The sequence below is a fragment of the Leifsonia sp. Root1293 genome, assembly GCF_001425325.1.
In the GTDB taxonomy this organism is placed as follows: Bacteria; Actinomycetota; Actinomycetes; order Actinomycetales; family Microbacteriaceae; genus Orlajensenia.
The window spans coordinates 60,795-75,735 of record NZ_LMEH01000001.1 but is presented as its reverse complement, the minus strand read 5'-3'; the positions used below and the strand labels follow the sequence as shown (position 1 = coordinate 75,735).

Annotated in this window: 12 protein-coding genes; 6 read left to right on the top strand and 6 right to left on the bottom strand. The window is 69.7% G+C overall.

Going from position 1 to position 14,941, the window contains the following annotated elements; all coding sequences use genetic code 11:
- Positions 1-144: 144 nt before the first annotated feature.
- The gene (locus ASC59_RS00345) at positions 145-1,011 is read right to left on the bottom strand and encodes a biotin--[acetyl-CoA-carboxylase] ligase (protein ID WP_055817325.1); all 867 of its coding nucleotides are present in this window, start codon (positions 1,009-1,011) and stop codon (positions 145-147) included.
- A gap of 152 nt (positions 1,012-1,163) precedes the next feature.
- On the opposite strand from ASC59_RS00345, the gene ASC59_RS00340 reads away from it, so the two are divergent.
- The gene (locus ASC59_RS00340) at positions 1,164-2,735 is read left to right on the top strand and encodes an acyl-CoA carboxylase subunit beta (protein ID WP_055822543.1); all 1,572 of its coding nucleotides are present in this window, start codon (positions 1,164-1,166) and stop codon (positions 2,733-2,735) included.
- Positions 2,735-2,986, top strand: a complete 252-nt coding sequence (locus ASC59_RS00335; RefSeq protein WP_157487879.1) for an acyl-CoA carboxylase subunit epsilon — start codon at positions 2,735-2,737, stop codon at positions 2,984-2,986. The genes ASC59_RS00340 and ASC59_RS00335 overlap by 1 nt, the downstream gene beginning before the upstream one ends.
- A 613-nt stretch (positions 2,987-3,599) precedes the next feature.
- Here the strand turns inward: ASC59_RS00335 and ASC59_RS00330 are convergent.
- The 4 genes from ASC59_RS00330 to ASC59_RS00315 all read right to left on the bottom strand — a co-directional run bounded on the left by ASC59_RS00330 (position 3,600) and on the right by ASC59_RS00315 (position 8,065).
- Positions 3,600-4,631, bottom strand: a complete 1,032-nt coding sequence (locus tag ASC59_RS00330; RefSeq protein WP_055817321.1) for a hypothetical protein — start codon at positions 4,629-4,631, stop codon at positions 3,600-3,602.
- Complete coding sequence (locus tag ASC59_RS00325) at positions 4,628-5,950, bottom strand: sensor histidine kinase (protein ID WP_055817318.1); 1,323 nt, start codon at positions 5,948-5,950, stop codon at positions 4,628-4,630. Before ASC59_RS00325 ends, ASC59_RS00330 begins: the two co-directional genes overlap by 4 nt.
- Positions 5,947-6,627, bottom strand: coding sequence for a response regulator transcription factor (locus tag ASC59_RS00320; protein ID WP_055817316.1), 681 nt, complete (start codon positions 6,625-6,627; stop codon positions 5,947-5,949). Before ASC59_RS00320 ends, ASC59_RS00325 begins: the two co-directional genes overlap by 4 nt.
- A 67-nt stretch (positions 6,628-6,694) precedes the next feature.
- Positions 6,695-8,065, bottom strand: coding sequence for a class I SAM-dependent RNA methyltransferase (locus tag ASC59_RS00315; protein ID WP_157487878.1), 1,371 nt, complete (start codon positions 8,063-8,065; stop codon positions 6,695-6,697).
- Between the two features lie 37 nt (positions 8,066-8,102).
- Here ASC59_RS00315 and ASC59_RS00310 point away from each other — a divergent pair, with 37 nt between their 5' ends.
- Together ASC59_RS00310 and ASC59_RS00305 are read left to right on the top strand one after the other, a co-directional pair.
- Entirely contained in the window at positions 8,103-8,750 is a 648-nt protein-coding gene (locus ASC59_RS00310; protein WP_055817313.1) for a Maf family protein, read from the top strand.
- 101 nt (positions 8,751-8,851) lie between these two features.
- Positions 8,852-10,618 (top strand): acetyl/propionyl/methylcrotonyl-CoA carboxylase subunit alpha, encoded by a 1,767-nt coding sequence (locus ASC59_RS00305; protein ID WP_055817310.1) that lies wholly within the window; start codon positions 8,852-8,854, stop codon positions 10,616-10,618.
- A gap of 124 nt (positions 10,619-10,742) precedes the next feature.
- On the opposite strand, the gene ASC59_RS00300 is transcribed toward ASC59_RS00305, so the two are convergent.
- Positions 10,743-12,182 (bottom strand): NAD(P)H-quinone dehydrogenase, encoded by a 1,440-nt coding sequence (locus ASC59_RS00300; protein WP_055817308.1) that lies wholly within the window; start codon positions 12,180-12,182, stop codon positions 10,743-10,745.
- A gap of 155 nt (positions 12,183-12,337) precedes the next feature.
- Between ASC59_RS00300 and ASC59_RS00295 the strand changes: the two genes are divergently transcribed.
- Complete coding sequence (locus ASC59_RS00295; RefSeq protein WP_055817305.1) at positions 12,338-13,171, top strand: purine-nucleoside phosphorylase; 834 nt, start codon at positions 12,338-12,340, stop codon at positions 13,169-13,171.
- Positions 13,172-13,179: 8 nt separating this feature from the next.
- Entirely contained in the window at positions 13,180-14,874 is a 1,695-nt protein-coding gene (locus ASC59_RS00290; RefSeq protein ID WP_055822540.1) for a phospho-sugar mutase, read from the top strand.
- Positions 14,875-14,941: the final 67 nt, after the last annotated feature.

Sequence of the window (14,941 nt, the reverse complement as noted above, 5' to 3'; positions counted from 1 at the left end):
CTTACTTCCCACGCAGGGACATCGACCGGCCCGTTCAGGCCGATAGGTATCCTACGGGACGGGATTCTGGAAGAAGCGTGGGAGCATCCGCGGCCCTCTGATGCGCCGAGCGGGGCCGCCGTACGGCCCGCTCGTCACCCTGTCTCAGTACCGCAGGTGCGTCACATCACCGGCGGAGACGGCGCGGCTGTCGCCCGAGTCGCGATCCTCGACCACCAGGCGCCCGTCGCCGTCGATCGCCGCGGCGGTCCCGATGAGCACGTCGCCGCCGGGAAGCTCCACCCTCACCTCGCGTCCGAGCGTGCCGCACAGTGCAGTGACCTCGGCGTGCAGTCCGCTGGCATCAGGATCACCATCGGCGGCGAGGAAGGAGCGGTACAACTCCATGAAGGCGTCGAGGTAGAGCGCGAGCACAGCATCGGCGTCGGGAGCCTCCCCGGTGACCAGCAGGATCGACGTCGACGTGATGGTCGGCAGATCGTGCTCGTCGAGGGCCAGGTTGACGCCGGCGCCGATCACGACACCCCCAGGCTCCTCGCCCACCGCCGGCGGAAGCAGTTCCGCGAGGATGCCGCTCACCTTGTATCCGTCGATCAACACGTCGTTCGGCCACTTGAGCGACACGTCGATGGAACCCGGCGCGCCGTCCTCGTCCGCAGTCCCGGCGAGCTTGTCGGCATGATCCCGCACGGCAGCGCGCACGGCTCGTGTCATCGCAGCGCCCGTGAGCAGCGGCAGCCAACCGAGGCTGTCGGCCGGCAGGGCCGAACCGTCGGCGAGACGCGGCCGAACGAGGAGGGAGATGGCCAGCGAGCGCCCGGCCGGAGCAGACCAGGTGCGACCGAGGCGCCCCCGGCCGCTGGTCTGGCTGCCGGTCACGAGAACCGAGAGGTCCGGCCAGGCCGCGGCATCCGGGCCGACGGCCCTCTGCACCATCTCGTCGTTCGTCGATCCGGCCTCCTCGAGGTACTCGAATCTGGCGGCGAGCGCCGTGCTCCGCGGAAATTCCATGACGGCATCCCTTCGTCGGGTTCAGAGTAGCGGTTGGTGCTCATCACGATGGTTCGCGGTGATCTTTGTATGCATCCGTCAACGGGCGGCGGGGAGGTGCCCCGGATAGGCTGAACCGCGTGACCGAGAACAGCGCTGCGCAGGCCCCCGACATGACCACGACGGCAGGCAAGCTCGCCGACCTCAAGAACCGCTTCCACGAAGCCGTGACGGCCAGCGGCGACGCCGCCATCGCCAAGCAGCACGCCAAGGGCAAGATGACGGCCCGCGAGCGCATCGCCGAACTCCTCGACGACGGCAGCTTCGTTGAGCTCGACGAATACGTTCGCCACCGCACCCACGCCTTCGGGATGGACGCGAAGAAGCCGTACGGCGATTCCGTCGTCACCGGTGTCGGCACCATCCACGGCCGCCAGGTGGCCGTCTACTCCCAGGACTTCACTGTCTTCGGCGGCTCCCTCGGCGAGGTGGCCGGCGAGAAGATCATCAAGGTGATGGAGCTCGCCCTCAAGACCGGCGTTCCCATCATCGGCATCCTCGACTCGGGCGGAGCCCGCATCCAGGAGGGCGTCGTCGCCCTGGGCAAGTACGGCGAGATCTTCCGACTCAACACGCGAGCATCCGGCGTCATCCCGCAGATCTCGATCATCTGCGGACCGGCGGCCGGTGGCGCGGTCTACTCCCCCGCCCTGACCGACTTCGTCATCATGGTCGACAAGTCGAGCCAGATGTTCGTGACGGGCCCCGATGTCATCAAGACCGTCACCGGCGAGGACGTCGGCATGGAGGAGCTCGGCGGCGCCCTGACCCACAACAAGGTCTCCGGTGTCGCGCACTATCTGGCCAGTGACGAGTCCGACGCGCTCGACTACGCCCGCACGCTGCTCGGCTTCCTCCCCGACAACAATCTCGCCGAGCTGCCGGTCTACGACACCGGGACCGAGCTGGAGATCACGGATGCCGACAGGCGCCTCAACACCGTCATCCCCGACTCCCCCAACCAGCCGTACGACGTGCAGAGCGTGATCGAGGGCGTCGTCGACAACGGCGACTTCCTCGAGGTGCAGCCGCTGTTCGCGCCCAACATCGTCATCGGCTTCGGCAGGGTCGAAGGACGATCCGTCGGAATCATCGCCAACCAGCCCAACGCGATGGCCGGAACCCTCAACATCGACGCCGGCGAGAAGGCCAGCCGGTTCGTGAGGTTCTGCGACGCCTTCTCGATCCCGATCGTCACCCTCGTCGACGTTCCCGGCTACCTGCCCGGAACCGACCAGGAGTGGACCGGCGTCATCCGTCGTGGAGCGAAGCTCCTCTACGCCTACGCCGAGGCGACAGTGCCACTGGTCACCGTGATCCTGCGCAAGGCCTACGGCGGCGCCTACATCGTCATGGGCTCGAAGCAGCTCGGCGCCGACATCAACCTCGCCTGGCCGACGGCCGAGATCGCCGTCATGGGCGGGCAGGGCGCTGTCAACATCCTCTACCGCGGTGAGATCAAGCGTGCTGAGGAGGCCGGGGAGGACGTGGCCGCCGTGCGCACGAAGCTCGCCAACGAGTACACCTACAACGTCGCCAGCCCCTTCCTCGCCGCAGAGCGCGGGGAGCTCGACGGCATCATCGAGCCCGCGGCCACCAGGGTGTCGATCACGAAGGCGCTGCGCGCCCTCCGCACCAAGCGCGCGAGCCTGCCGGCCAAGAAGCACGGGAACATCCCCCTCTGATGGGCAGGCATGCTGCAACAGATCGTCCGGACGACGCACCGGAGCTCACCGGCATCACCTTTCTCACGCAGGGAGTGACCGACGAGGAGGCCGCGGCGGTCACGGCAGTGCTGTCGGCGATGCTCGCGGAGGAGGCCGACGGCGCCGCAACCGCCCGGCCTGTCGGCCAGAGCGCGTGGCAGCGCTCTCAGCGTGCGCTGCGGCAGCCGCTCACTCCGGGAGCCGGCCAGTGGCGCGGCTTCGCCGGCTGAGCACCCCGGCAGACCGCCGATGTACCCCTGGATCTTCACCTGCACTCCATCACCCGTTCTGGGGGCTGGTGCCGTTGTGCGGCGTGCAGCAAGACGCTTTCGCCGCGTGTCCTCATCCGTGTCCCCCGAAATGATGACTGTTCCCGGAGTTGCGCGTACGTCACACTAGATATCGAAGGTGATCCCGCTAGGGGCCACCTCCCACCGCAGGCCAGCTGTTTCAGCAGGCCGCGGCAGGGACGAGTCAGGGCGATATTCGGGTTATCGCCGCGACTCGGATACACGAAGGGGAGCGGGTCTCAGACACGCTCCCCTTCGTCATACCCGGGGCAAGTTCCCGCGAGAGCGGGACGCACCGTCACCAGCGGACACGCTCCCCTTCGTCATACYCGGGGCAAGTTCCCGCGAGAGCGGGACGCACCGNCGGGGCAAGTTCCCGCGAGAGCGGGACGCACCGTCACCAGCGGACACGCTCCCCTTCGTCATACYCGGGGCAAGTTCCCGCGAGAGCGGGACGCACCGTCACCAGCGGACACGCTCCCCTTCGTCATACCCGGCGCAGGTTCTCGGACACGCTCCCCTTCGTCATACCCGGCGCAGACCTACGCTCCGCTCAGCGCGGGATCTCGAGCCAGAGGTCGACCTCTTCGTCGTCGTCGTCATCGACGGCGACCCCGGCACCGCCGTCACCGAGAGCGGCGGTGCGCTGGTCGCCTCCCCGCAGGCCGACGACGGTCACCGCGACCTCCTCGTCCGAGACCGTGCGCACGATGATGCGATCGGCGGACGTCCCCACGATGGCATCGCGGAGTGTGGCCAGGGTGCGCGTGCGATGGTCGTCGTCGAGATCGTCGATCCCGCCCTCGTCGAGCAGCGTCACGCTGGCGCCCCGCTGCCTGGCGTCGCGCACGGCGGTCCGCACTCCGTCATCGAGCAGCATGCGTCCTCGGATCTCGTCGCGGATAGCCGCCTCCAGCTGGCGGCACTCGAGGCGTTCGGCGTCGCTGAGCCGTCCGTCGGTCTCCACGATGCGACGCAGCATCGGAGCCGCCATCCGATCCGTCGTCGCGAGCCGCACCTGCCGCTCGTGCAGGTGCGCGTCCTGGGCGGCCTGCCAGTCTGCGGCCTCCCGTTCGGCGAGGCTGTAGGAGCGCGCCTCGCGGGATGCCCTCGACAGCGCACGGGCACCGAAGTGGGCGACGCCGACCCACACCACGCTGCCGATGACCCCGATGAACCCGAGGGCGGCCGGACCTGCCCAGACGAGAGTCTGGAGCACGAGGAAGCCGACGCCGACCCAGGCGACCACCAGCCGTCCTCGCACGGCCGTGATCGTCATGAGCGTGCCGATCGCCGCCACGTACCAGGTGGCGTAGCCGTTGTCGGCGGTCGCATCGAGCGTCGAGCAGACGAGCAACGGCATGGCGATGCTCGCCGCGAGATCGAAGGCGGCCACCCAGAGCGGCATCCGGCCGGGGCGTGACGGCCACAGGCTGAACAGGGTCGCGAGCGCGTACAGGCAGATGGCGATGATGGGGGCGACCGGGGAGTCCGGCACGCCGAGCGACGTGATGGCCAGAACGACGTGGTAGGCCGAGAACACGGCCGCCAGGGCGACGATGAGCAGCCGGGGAATGGTGATCATGCGTCGACTCCGCTCCGGCCGACCGATGCTCGCTCCGGGTCGTCCTCGGTGACGAGGGCATCCGTCGCCCCGTCCGCCGGCCACTGCAGGGTGATCGTCGTGCCGGCGCCGGGAGACGACTCGATCCGGGCGCTGCCCCCGACACTGAGCATCCGTTCGATGATCGAGACCCTGATGCCCAGGCGCTCCTGAGGGATCTCAGCGGCGTCGAAGCCCTGTCCGGTGTCGCTCACCACGATGCGGCATCCGTCGGTGGTCCCCGTCACGGTGAGGCGTCGGCGCACCAGCGTGGCCGCACCGCCCGCGTGCTGCATGCTGTTGACCATCGCCTGCACCGATGCCGAGTACAACGCCTCTGCCGCCTGAACGGGAACAGCACGGGAGACGACCCTGGTAGCGCGGATGACGAAGGGCGCCGAGAATGCCGTCGCCGACGAGCGGATGCGGCGGGCGAGCCTGTCGAGGGGCACGTCCTGTTCGTCGTCGACCGGCGGATCCGCTGCGACCTCGAGGTGCTCGAGCGCCGTGCGGGCCATCCGGGCCGCGAGCTCCTTCTGTTCTGGCCTGTCTGCACCGGCAGCCGAGAGCAGGGTGGTGAGCACGCTGTCGTGCACGATGGCATCGACCTGCACCCGCTCGACGTCGGTGGCGTGCTGGCGCACGGCCTGCGCGTACTTCGCCAGCGCTCCGGCCTGGGCGTCGTCGACGGCCTCGGCGGCCTGCCTCAGTGAGGTGAAGATGATGAGGGCGGCTGAGCTGAGCAGGATGGCGTACACGGTGTCGAGGCTCGCCCGCGTGAATCCGACGTCGCCGCCGGCTGGGGTGACCCTGATGATCCCGTAGGCGAGCGGTGTGACCACGGTGTAGACGACGGCGATGGGCAGCCTGAAGGCGATGGCGGCATTGGTCGTCGCCACGGTCACCAGGTACCAGATCCACGGAGTGTTCTCCGCGAAGTCCGCCGGGTCGCCCACGGTGAACGGCCAGACGAGCACGGCCAGCAGGTAGACGACGGCGAAGAATCCGAAGACGAGACGGTGGGCGCGGTTCACCCACGCCGAGACCGCGACAGCGATCAGGGCGCCGAAGACCGTGGCGCCGACGATGTACGACCATGGTGCGATGAGTTCCGGGAGCTGCTGCAGCATCACCGGGACCGTCTGCACCACGAAGACCAGGCCGAAGAAGGCCGTGGCCCTGGCGAGGGCGACGTTGATGCGGCGGGCGCTCAGCGCCGCGCGGGGCTCGGACGTGGTCGGCAGAGCACTGCGCAGGCGCTCGCCCCGCTCGGTCGTGCGGGACGATGGGGCCGTCGTCATCCAGCCGAGTCCTGTTCGAGGCCGGGCAGGATGCCGTCCTCGACCGCCCTGCGCAGCAGGTCCACCTTGGTCGGCGCCGGGCGCCCGACCTCGACGTACTTCACCCTGACGCGGTCGAGGTACTCCCTGGCCGTTGAGTGGGCGATGCCGAGCTGCAGGGCGACGGTCTTGAGCGGCAGGCCGGATGCGTAGAGGTGCAGGACGTCGCGTTCGCGCCGCCCGAGCTGCGCCTTGCCGAAGTCGGCGTCGGCGTCGATGGCTGACGCCCACTCGAGGTTGTTGAGCACCTCTCCCCTCGCAACAGTGGCTATGGCCGCCAGCACCATGGCCGTCGGGGCCGATTTGGGGATGACCCCGGCAGCACCGGCAGCGAGCGCCTCGCGAACGCTGGCGACTCTGTCGGCGATGGAGTGGACCAGAACGGCGGCCCCCGTCGCCTGCGCGGCCTTGACGTTGTCGGTCACGCTCGAGCCGTCGCCGAGGGAGAGGTCGAGCACGACGACGTCGCACGGCCGACCGAGCACGTTGTCGATGAGGTCCTGGGCGCGCGCCGTCGTGTAGATGACGTCGTAGCCGGCCGCCTCGCAGGCCGCCTTCAGCCCGAGGACCACGGATTCGTGATCATCGACGATGGCCACCTGGATGGCTGATGCCGCACCCGCATTCGACTCCGTCACGTGCGTTGTCCCTCCGCTGACGCGACACCCGAGCCGCGTGGTCCCAGACTACGGCGTCGACAGGCCGTCAGGAGGTGCGCATGAAGCGCGCCACGGCTTCGACGTGGTGCGTGTTCGGGAACAGATCGAAGGCGCGCAGCGTCTGGAGCTCGTAGCCGCGCTCACGCAGCAGGCCGGCATCCCGGGCCAGGGCGACGGGATCGCAGGCGACGTAGACCAGTTGCCGCGGCCGCAGCGCGACCAGCGAGTCCACGACCTCACGCCCGGCACCGGAGCGCGGCGGATCGAGAACGACCGTGGCGCCCTCGAGCCGGCGACGCTCTGCGGCAGGGGCCTCGCCGAGTTCCCGCAGGAACCGATCGACGCGCGCGGTGACGGCGGCGGCGCCCAACCACTCGGCGAGATTCTCGGCAGCGTGGTCCGTGGCGCGCGCATCGCTCTCGACGGTCGTGATGCGCACGGTGGACCCGAAGCGATCGCCGACCGCGGCGGCGAGCAGTCCGACGCCTCCGTAGAGGTCGAGGTTGGCCGCCCGCGGGTCGAACTCGTCGCCGTCGATGGTCTCCTGCACGGCGAGGCTGAGCGTCTCGGCGGCGCGGGCGTGGACCTGCCAGAATCCGCCGGCCTCGAGCCTGAAACGTCGCTCCCCGACGACCTCGTGCACGATGGCGTGGGGCGGCGCCTTCGGCTTGCCGCGGCGATCGGCCTCGGAGACGACGATGCGGGCGACGGCATCGCTCGGGGCTATGAGGTCGACGTGGGTCGCACCCGGGAAACGCTGCGACAACGGCGCGATCCCCTCGATCGCCCCGGTCGCCAGGGGCAGCGACGTCACGGGCACGACATGGTGCGATCGAGCTGCGAACGGGCCCACTCGGCCGTCAGGGGCGACCTGCAGGCGCACGCGCGTTCGCCAGCCCGTGCCCGTGGCTGCGGCGTCGGGGCCGGCATCCGGAGCCGTCGGGATGGCCTCCACCTCGACGTCGGTGTCGATCTTCGCCATCCGTGCGAAGGAATCGGTGATGACGCGGCGCTTGAGCTCGCGCTGGAAGTCCTGGTCGATGTGTCCGAACTCGGCGCCTCCGGCCCTCTCACCCGGTGCCCGGTCGACCGAGGACTCGGCCCAGACATGGTCCCGACGCTGCGGGGCCGGCGTGAGCACGGCGACGGTCTCCGCACGCCAGAAGCTCGAGTGCGCGTCATCGCTGACGTGCGCCAGGACGCGCTCGCCGGGCAGGGTGTCGCTGACGAAGACCACTCGGCCCTCGTGCCTGGCGACGAAGACCCCGCCGTGGGCTACGTTGGTGACGTCGAGTTCGACGGTGGTTCCCGCTCCGCCACCGGTCTTCGGCGCCGATGACGATCGGGTTCTGGTCCCGGCAGTGCCGCGGCGTCCGGAGGGCTCGGCGGACGGGGTGCGGTTCGGATTCTGGGCCATCGTCCGAGCATTCCACACGACTCTGCACGAAAGCATCATGCGCCTCTACCTCGCCTCGACCTCCCCCGCCCGGCTCGCGACCCTCCGGGCGGCGGGCATCGAGCCCGTCACCATCTCCCCCGACGTCGACGAGGAGGCCCTGGTCGCTTCAGTCGAGGCCGACCGGGGATCCCAGCTCCCCGCCGCCGAGATGGTCGAGCTTCTCGCCAGAGCGAAGGCCGAAGCCGTGGTGGGTGCCAGCATCGACGGGGAGCCGATCGACGGCATCATCCTCGGCGGCGACTCCGCCTTCCTGTTCGACGGAGCCGTCTACGGCAAGCCGCACCTCCCCGAGGTCGCCAGGGAGCGCTGGCGCCGCCAGAGCGGCCGCAGCGGCGAGCTGTTCTCCGGCCACTGGCTGATCGATCACCGGGGCGGGCGGGCGGATGCCGCCGTCGGAGCCGTCGCATCGGCTCGTGTCACCTTCGCCGAGGTCGACGAGGCGGAGATCGACGCCTACGTCGCCAGCGGCGAGCCGCTGAAGGTGGCGGGAGCGTTCACCATCGACAGCCTCGGCGGTCCGTTCATCCGCTCCGTCGACGGCGATCCGAGCACCGTCATCGGCCTGTCGCTCTCGACACTGCGCGATCTCGTACGGGAACTCGGCATCGCGTGGCCGTCCCTCTGGAATCGCGAACGTCACTGACCGTCGCGTCCGTTCCTTGTACCTTTCCGAAGCGGTCGGACCGCATTTTTGGAGGAGGCACCTAAAAGGGATGCGGTGCGCGGCAATAGGCTGGTGAAATCATGTCGCGTATCTCCAAGGTCCTCATCGCCAACCGGGGCGAAATCGCCGTCCGCGTTATCAGAGCGGCCCGCGACAGCGGCATCAGGTCCGTCGCCGTCTACGCCGACCAGGATCGCGACGCCCTCCACTCCCGCCTCGCGGATGAGTCGTACGGCCTCGACGGAAGCACCAGCGCCGACACCTACCTCGTCATCGACAAGCTGCTCTCGATCGCCCGGCGATCAGGTGCCGACGCCGTGCACCCCGGATACGGCTTCCTCGCCGAGAACGCAGACTTCGCCCGCGCCGTCATCGACGCCGGCCTCATCTGGATCGGCCCGTCACCCGAGGCCATCGAGCGCCTCGGCGACAAGGTCTCGGCCCGCCACGTCGCCGAGAAGGTGGGCGCCCCCCTCGCGCCCGGAACGCTGAACCCCGTCTCCGACGCCTCAGAGGTGCTCGACTTCGTCGACGTGCACGGACTGCCCGTCGCCATCAAGGCGGCCTACGGCGGCGGCGGCCGCGGCCTCAAGGTCGCCCGCACCCGCGAGGAGATCCCCGAGCTGTTCGACTCGGCCACTCGGGAGGCCATCACGGCGTTCGGGCGCGGCGAGTGCTTCGTGGAGAAGTACCTCGACGAGCCCCGGCACGTCGAGACCCAGTGCCTCGCGGACGCAGAGGGCAACGTCGTCGTCGTCTCGACCCGCGACTGCTCCCTGCAGCGCCGCCACCAGAAGCTCGTCGAGGAGGCGCCGGCGCCGTTCCTCACCGAGGAGCAGAACACCGAGCTGTACCGCGCATCGAAGGCGATCCTCAAGGAGGTCGGCTACCTCGGTGCCGGCACCTGCGAGTTCCTCATCGGCAAGGACGGCACCGTCTCCTTCCTCGAGGTGAACACCCGCCTGCAGGTCGAGCACCCCGTCTCCGAGGAGGTCACGGGCATCGACCTCGTGCGCGAGCAGTTCCGCATCGCCGAGGGCGGCATCCTCGACTACGAGGACCCGACACCGCGCGGTCACTCCTTCGAGTTCCGCATCAACGGCGAGGACGCCGGCCGCGGCTTCATGCCCGCGCCGGGCCCAGTGCACGTGTTCCGCCCCGCGAGCGGCCCCGGCATCCGAGTCGACACCGGCATCCAGGCCGGCGACGTGATCAGCGGATCGTTCGACTCTCTGCTGGCCAAGCTCATCGTGACCGGCGCCGACCGCGAGGAGGCGCTCGAGCGCGCTCGCCGTGCACTCGACGAGTTCGAGGTCGCCGGTCTGCCCACCGTGCTGCCCTTCCACCGTGCGATCGTGCGCGACCCGGCCTTCGCACCGGAGAACGGCGAGCCGTTCTCCATCTACACGCGCTGGATCGAGACAGACTTCGACAACACCATCGAGGCGTGGAGCGGCGAGGCGGAGACGCCGGCCGCACCGGAGCAGCGCAACACCGTCACCCTCGAGGTCGACGGCCGCCGCATCGAGGTGAGCCTGCCCGTGCGCCTGCTGCCGGGCTCGTCCGCCGAGAAGACCGGCGGGCCGGCTCCGCGCCGCCGTGCGACGCACCACTCGGTGAGCACCTCGACGGGCGACGCCGTGAAGGCGCCCATGCAGGCCACGATTGTGAAACTGGCCGTCGCTGAAGGCGATCAGGTCGTCAAGGGCGACCTCATCGTCGTGCTCGAGGCCATGAAGATGGAGCAGCCGATGACCGCCCACAAGGACGGCCGCATCGAGAACATCAACGCCGCCGTGGGTTCGACCGTCGCCTCGGGCCACCTGCTGCTCAGCATCGCCGACTGACGCTTCGCCCGCTGAAGGCCGAGCGCAGCGACCGCCCGAAGCGCATCAGGTGGGCGCAGCTCGATCGGGCGCGACTGACCGGGCCCTCCGGCCGTGGCCTGCGCCCGGGCCTCGGCGAGAGGGCTCAGCTGTTGACGATGTGCATCGCCCGTGCGGCATCCGAGATGGATCCCGAGAGCGACGGGTACACCGGGAACGCCTCTGACACCTGGTCGACCGTCAGCCTGTGCACGACGGCGAGCGCCACCGGGAGGATGAGCTCGCTGGCCTTCGGTGCGACGATCACGCCGCCGATGACGGTGCCGGAACCCGTACGGGCGAAGATCTTGACGAAGCCCTCCTTGATGCCCATCATCTTGGCGCGGGGGTTCGTGGCGAGGGGCAGCTTGTAGATCTCGCCCTGGGCGATGCCTTCTTCGATCTGCTTCTGGGTCCAGCCGACGGTCGCGATCTCGGGCTGAGTGAAGATGTTCGAGGTGATGTTGCGCTCCTCGGGCGGGTTCACGATGTCGCCCATGGCGTGGAACACGGCCGTACGGCCCTGCATCGACGCCACCGATGCCAGCGGCGTGAAGGTGGTGCAGTCGCCGGCGGCGTAGATGTTCGGCACCGAAGTGCGTGCCACGCGGTTCACCCGGATGTGGCCGCTCGCCGTGAGCTGCACGCCGGCGGCCTCGAGACCGATGCCCGCTGTGTTGGGGATGGAGCCGACGGCCATGAGCGCGTGCGAGCCCTCGACGATCCGACCGTCGGACAGCGTCGCCTTCACGCCCGTCGCCGTGCGCTCGACCTTGTCGGCACGCGACTTCGACAGCACCGTCATGCCGTTGCGGCGGAAGGCGTTCTCGAGCACGCGGGCGGCGTCGGCGTCCTCTCCCGGCAGCACCTGGTCGCGGCTCGAGATGAGCGTGACCTCGCTGCCGAGAGCGCGGTAAGCCGAAGCGAACTCTGCGCCGGTGACGCCGGAGCCGACGACGATGAGATGCTCCGGAACGCTCTTCAGGTTGTAGAGCTGCGTCCAGGTGAAGATCCGCTCGCCGTCGGGAACGGCCGAGTCGAGAATGCGCGGGGTCGCGCCCACGGAGATGATGATGGTGTCGGCCTCGATGCGGTCGAAGTCGGTCCCCTCGTCGCCGAGTGCGGTCGAGACGATGATGGCTCCGGCGCCGTCGAGGCGCCCCTCGCCCTGCACCAGGCGGACGCCTGCCTTCTCGAGGTTCGCCGCCATGTCCTCGGACTGCTGGCGGGCGAGCCTCAGCAGGCGCTTGTTGACGGCGGCGAGGTTGATGGCCACCTCGGGGCGCAGCGGCTTGCCCGACTCGCCGCGGGCGTAGAACTGCACGCCGAGATCGGCGGCCTCCTTGATGGCGTTCGACGCCTCGGCCGTTGCGATGAGCGACTTCGACGGCACCACGTCGGTGAGCACGGCCGAACCGCCGACCCCCATGCGCTCGACGAGGGTGACCTCGGCTCCCAACTGGGCGGCCGCGAGGGCCGCGTCGTAGCCGCCGGGCCCCCCACCGAGGATTGCGATCCGCTGGGTGGTCTCGAACTCGTGGGCCATGCCTTCCATTCTCGCAGATGCACGCGAACCTCAAGATCCGCTGTGCGCCGCGCAGATGAGCAGCGGATGCCGCCGTCAGCCAGCATCGTCCGGGGAGGCGGCGCTCGCCGTCTGCCGACTGGGTCGCGCGCGGGTGCCGCCTCTAGAGTGGACGGATGACGAATTCGACGACGAATCCCCTCGACGAGCCCGGAACCGACCCCTTCGAGATCGCCACGCGGGCCGCCGAGCAGATCGCAGAGCGCACGGGCGTCGACCGCCACGACATCGCCCTCACCCTCGGCAGCGGATGGGGAAAGGCCGCCGACCTCATCGGAGAGACCACGGCCGTCATCCCGGCACACGAGATCAGCGGCTTCAGCAAGCCTGCCCTCGAGGGCCACGGCGGGATGCTCCGCTCGATCGCCCTGCCCCACGGCAAGCACGCCCTCGTCATCGGAGCGCGCACCCACTACTACGAGGGCCACGGAGTCCGCAGGGTCGTGCACAGCGTGCGCACCGCGGCGGCCACCGGTGCCACCACGATGATCCTCACCAACGGAGCCGGCGGCATCCGCGAGTCGTGGACCCCCGGAACGCCGGTGCTGATCAGCGATCACATCAACCTGACGGCCGACTCGCCGCTCGAGGGTGCGACCTTCATCGACCTCACCGACCTCTACTCCCGACGCCTGCGTGATCTCGCCCGCACGATCGACCCCGGGCTCGACGAGGGGGTGTACTGCCAGTTCCGCGGCCCGCACTACGAGACGCCGGCCGAGGTGCAGATGGCCAAGACGATCGGCGGCCACATCGTGGGCATGTCGACGGCCCTCGAGGCGATCGCCGCACGCCAGGCCGGCATGGAGATCCTCGGCATGAGCCTCATCACCAACCTCGCTGCCGGCATCCAGAAGACGCCGCTCAGCCATGCCGAGGTCATCGAGGCCGGTCAGAACGCCGAGGCCGTCATCAGCGCCCTGCTCGCCCGGATCGCGAACGCACTGTGACCGACGCCATGACGACCGATGCGGCAGCGCACGTGCTCGACCAGGCCCGCGCCTGGCTCGCCCAGGATCCGGACACCGAGACCCGCGCAGAGCTGCGCACCCTGATCGACGAGGCCGAGGCCGGGTCGACGGAGGCCGTCGCCGAGCTGCACGCCAGGTTCGACGTCCGGCTGGCCTTCGGCACCGCCGGACTCCGTGGCGAGATCGCTGCGGGATCGAACCGCATGAACCGCGTGCTGGTCTCCCAGGCCGCCGCCGGACTCGCCCGGTTCCTCCTGAACCACGCTGCCATCGGAGAGGCGCCGAGCGTCGTCATCGGATACGACGGGCGCAAGAACTCGCGCGTGTTCGCGACCGACACCGCCGAGATCATGGCGGGCGCGGGCGTGAAGGCCGTCCTGCTGCCCCGCCTGCTGCCGACCCCGGTGCTGGCCTACGCGGTGCGGCACCTGGATGCCGATGCCGGGGTCATGGTCACGGCATCGCACAACCCTCCGAACGACAACGGCTACAAGGTCTATCTCGGCGGACGCGACAAGGGCTCGCAGATCGTCTCGCCGGCAGACGTCGAGATCGCCGAGGAGATCCTCCTGGTGGCCGCGGGATCGAACGTGCTCGAGCTTCCGCGCGCCGGGTTCGAGACCGCCGACGAATCCGTCGTCGACGCCTACGTCGAGGCCACCGCTGCCATCGCCCCTGTCCCGCGTGCCCAGGTGAACGTCGTCTACACGGCGATGCACGGCGTCGGGTGGGAGACCTTCGCCCGCGCGGTCTCGGCCGCCGGATTCGACGAACCGCACATCGTGCACTCCCAGATCGAGCCCGACGCCGCCTTCCCGACCGTCGCCTTCCCGAACCCCGAGGAGCCGGGCGCCATGGACCTGGCGACCGAGGAGGCCCGCGCCCGGCAGGCCGAGCTCGTGATCGCCAACGACCCCGACGCCGACCGCCTCGCCATCGCAATCCCGGATGCCGCCGCCGACGGCGGCTACAGGCGCCTGTCCGGCAACGAGGTCGGGCTGCTGCTCGGCTGGTGGGCCGCGGAGCGAAACGCGGCGAGCCGCGCACCGGGCGACGGAACCCTCGCCTGCTCGATCGTCTCCTCCCCCGGACTCGCCGCCATCGCCCGCCACTACGGCCTGCACTTCTCCAACACCCTCACGGGATTCAAGTGGATCTCGCGCGCACCCGGTCTCATCTTCGGCTTCGAGGAGGCGCTGGGCTACCTCGTCAATCCCGACGACGTGCGCGACAAGGACGGCATCTCCGCCGCGGTCGCGTTCCTCTCCCTCGCCAGCGAGTTGAAGGCCGACGGCCGCACTGTCGCAGACCACCTCTCCGCCTTCACCGAGACCTTCGGCGCATTCGCGTCCTCGCAGATCTCCATCCGCGTGACGGATCTGGCTCGCATCGCGAGCACCATGCAGAGGCTGCGCGACCTGCCGCCGTCGCAGATCGGCGGCATCAGGGTCGATCGCATCGAAGACCTGGCCGACGGCTTCGGTGGCCTTCCGCCGAGCGACGTGCTGCGCATCCAGTTGACGGACGGCTCGCGCATCATGGTGCGTCCGAGTGGCACCGAGCCGAAGCTCAAGGTCTACATCGACTCCTCGAGCGACGAGGGCAGCGTCGCGGAGCGCACGGCGGCTGCAGCGGCCTCGGTCGCGGCGCTCGACGCCGGCATGCGGGAACTGGTGGGCTAGGCGGCCGTTCCCCGGCGCGTCGGGCAGCCCGCGAGCGGGTCCACCCGACCGGCGAGGAGGGCCGCCC

Excerpts from the sequence above, each read along its gene's own strand:
- ASC59_RS00345 (WP_055817325.1), bottom strand. The coding sequence starts at position 1,011 with ATGGAATTTCCGCGGAGCACGGCGCTCGCCGCCAGATTCGAGTACCTC.
- ASC59_RS00340 (WP_055822543.1), top strand. The coding sequence starts at position 1,164 with ATGACCACGACGGCAGGCAAGCTCGCCGACCTCAAGAACCGCTTCCAC.
- ASC59_RS00335 (WP_157487879.1), top strand. The coding sequence starts at position 2,735 with ATGGGCAGGCATGCTGCAACAGATCGTCCGGACGACGCACCGGAGCTC.
- ASC59_RS00330 (WP_055817321.1), bottom strand. The coding sequence starts at position 4,631 with ATGATCACCATTCCCCGGCTGCTCATCGTCGCCCTGGCGGCCGTGTTC.
- ASC59_RS00325 (WP_055817318.1), bottom strand. The coding sequence starts at position 5,950 with ATGACGACGGCCCCATCGTCCCGCACGACCGAGCGGGGCGAGCGCCTG.
- ASC59_RS00315 (WP_157487878.1), bottom strand. The coding sequence starts at position 8,065 with ATGGCCCAGAATCCGAACCGCACCCCGTCCGCCGAGCCCTCCGGACGC.
- ASC59_RS00310 (WP_055817313.1), top strand. The coding sequence starts at position 8,103 with ATGCGCCTCTACCTCGCCTCGACCTCCCCCGCCCGGCTCGCGACCCTC.
- ASC59_RS00305 (WP_055817310.1), top strand. The coding sequence starts at position 8,852 with ATGTCGCGTATCTCCAAGGTCCTCATCGCCAACCGGGGCGAAATCGCC.
- ASC59_RS00300 (WP_055817308.1), bottom strand. The coding sequence starts at position 12,182 with ATGGCCCACGAGTTCGAGACCACCCAGCGGATCGCAATCCTCGGTGGG.
- ASC59_RS00295 (WP_055817305.1), top strand. The coding sequence starts at position 12,338 with ATGACGAATTCGACGACGAATCCCCTCGACGAGCCCGGAACCGACCCC.
- ASC59_RS00290 (WP_055822540.1), top strand. The coding sequence starts at position 13,180 with ATGACGACCGATGCGGCAGCGCACGTGCTCGACCAGGCCCGCGCCTGG.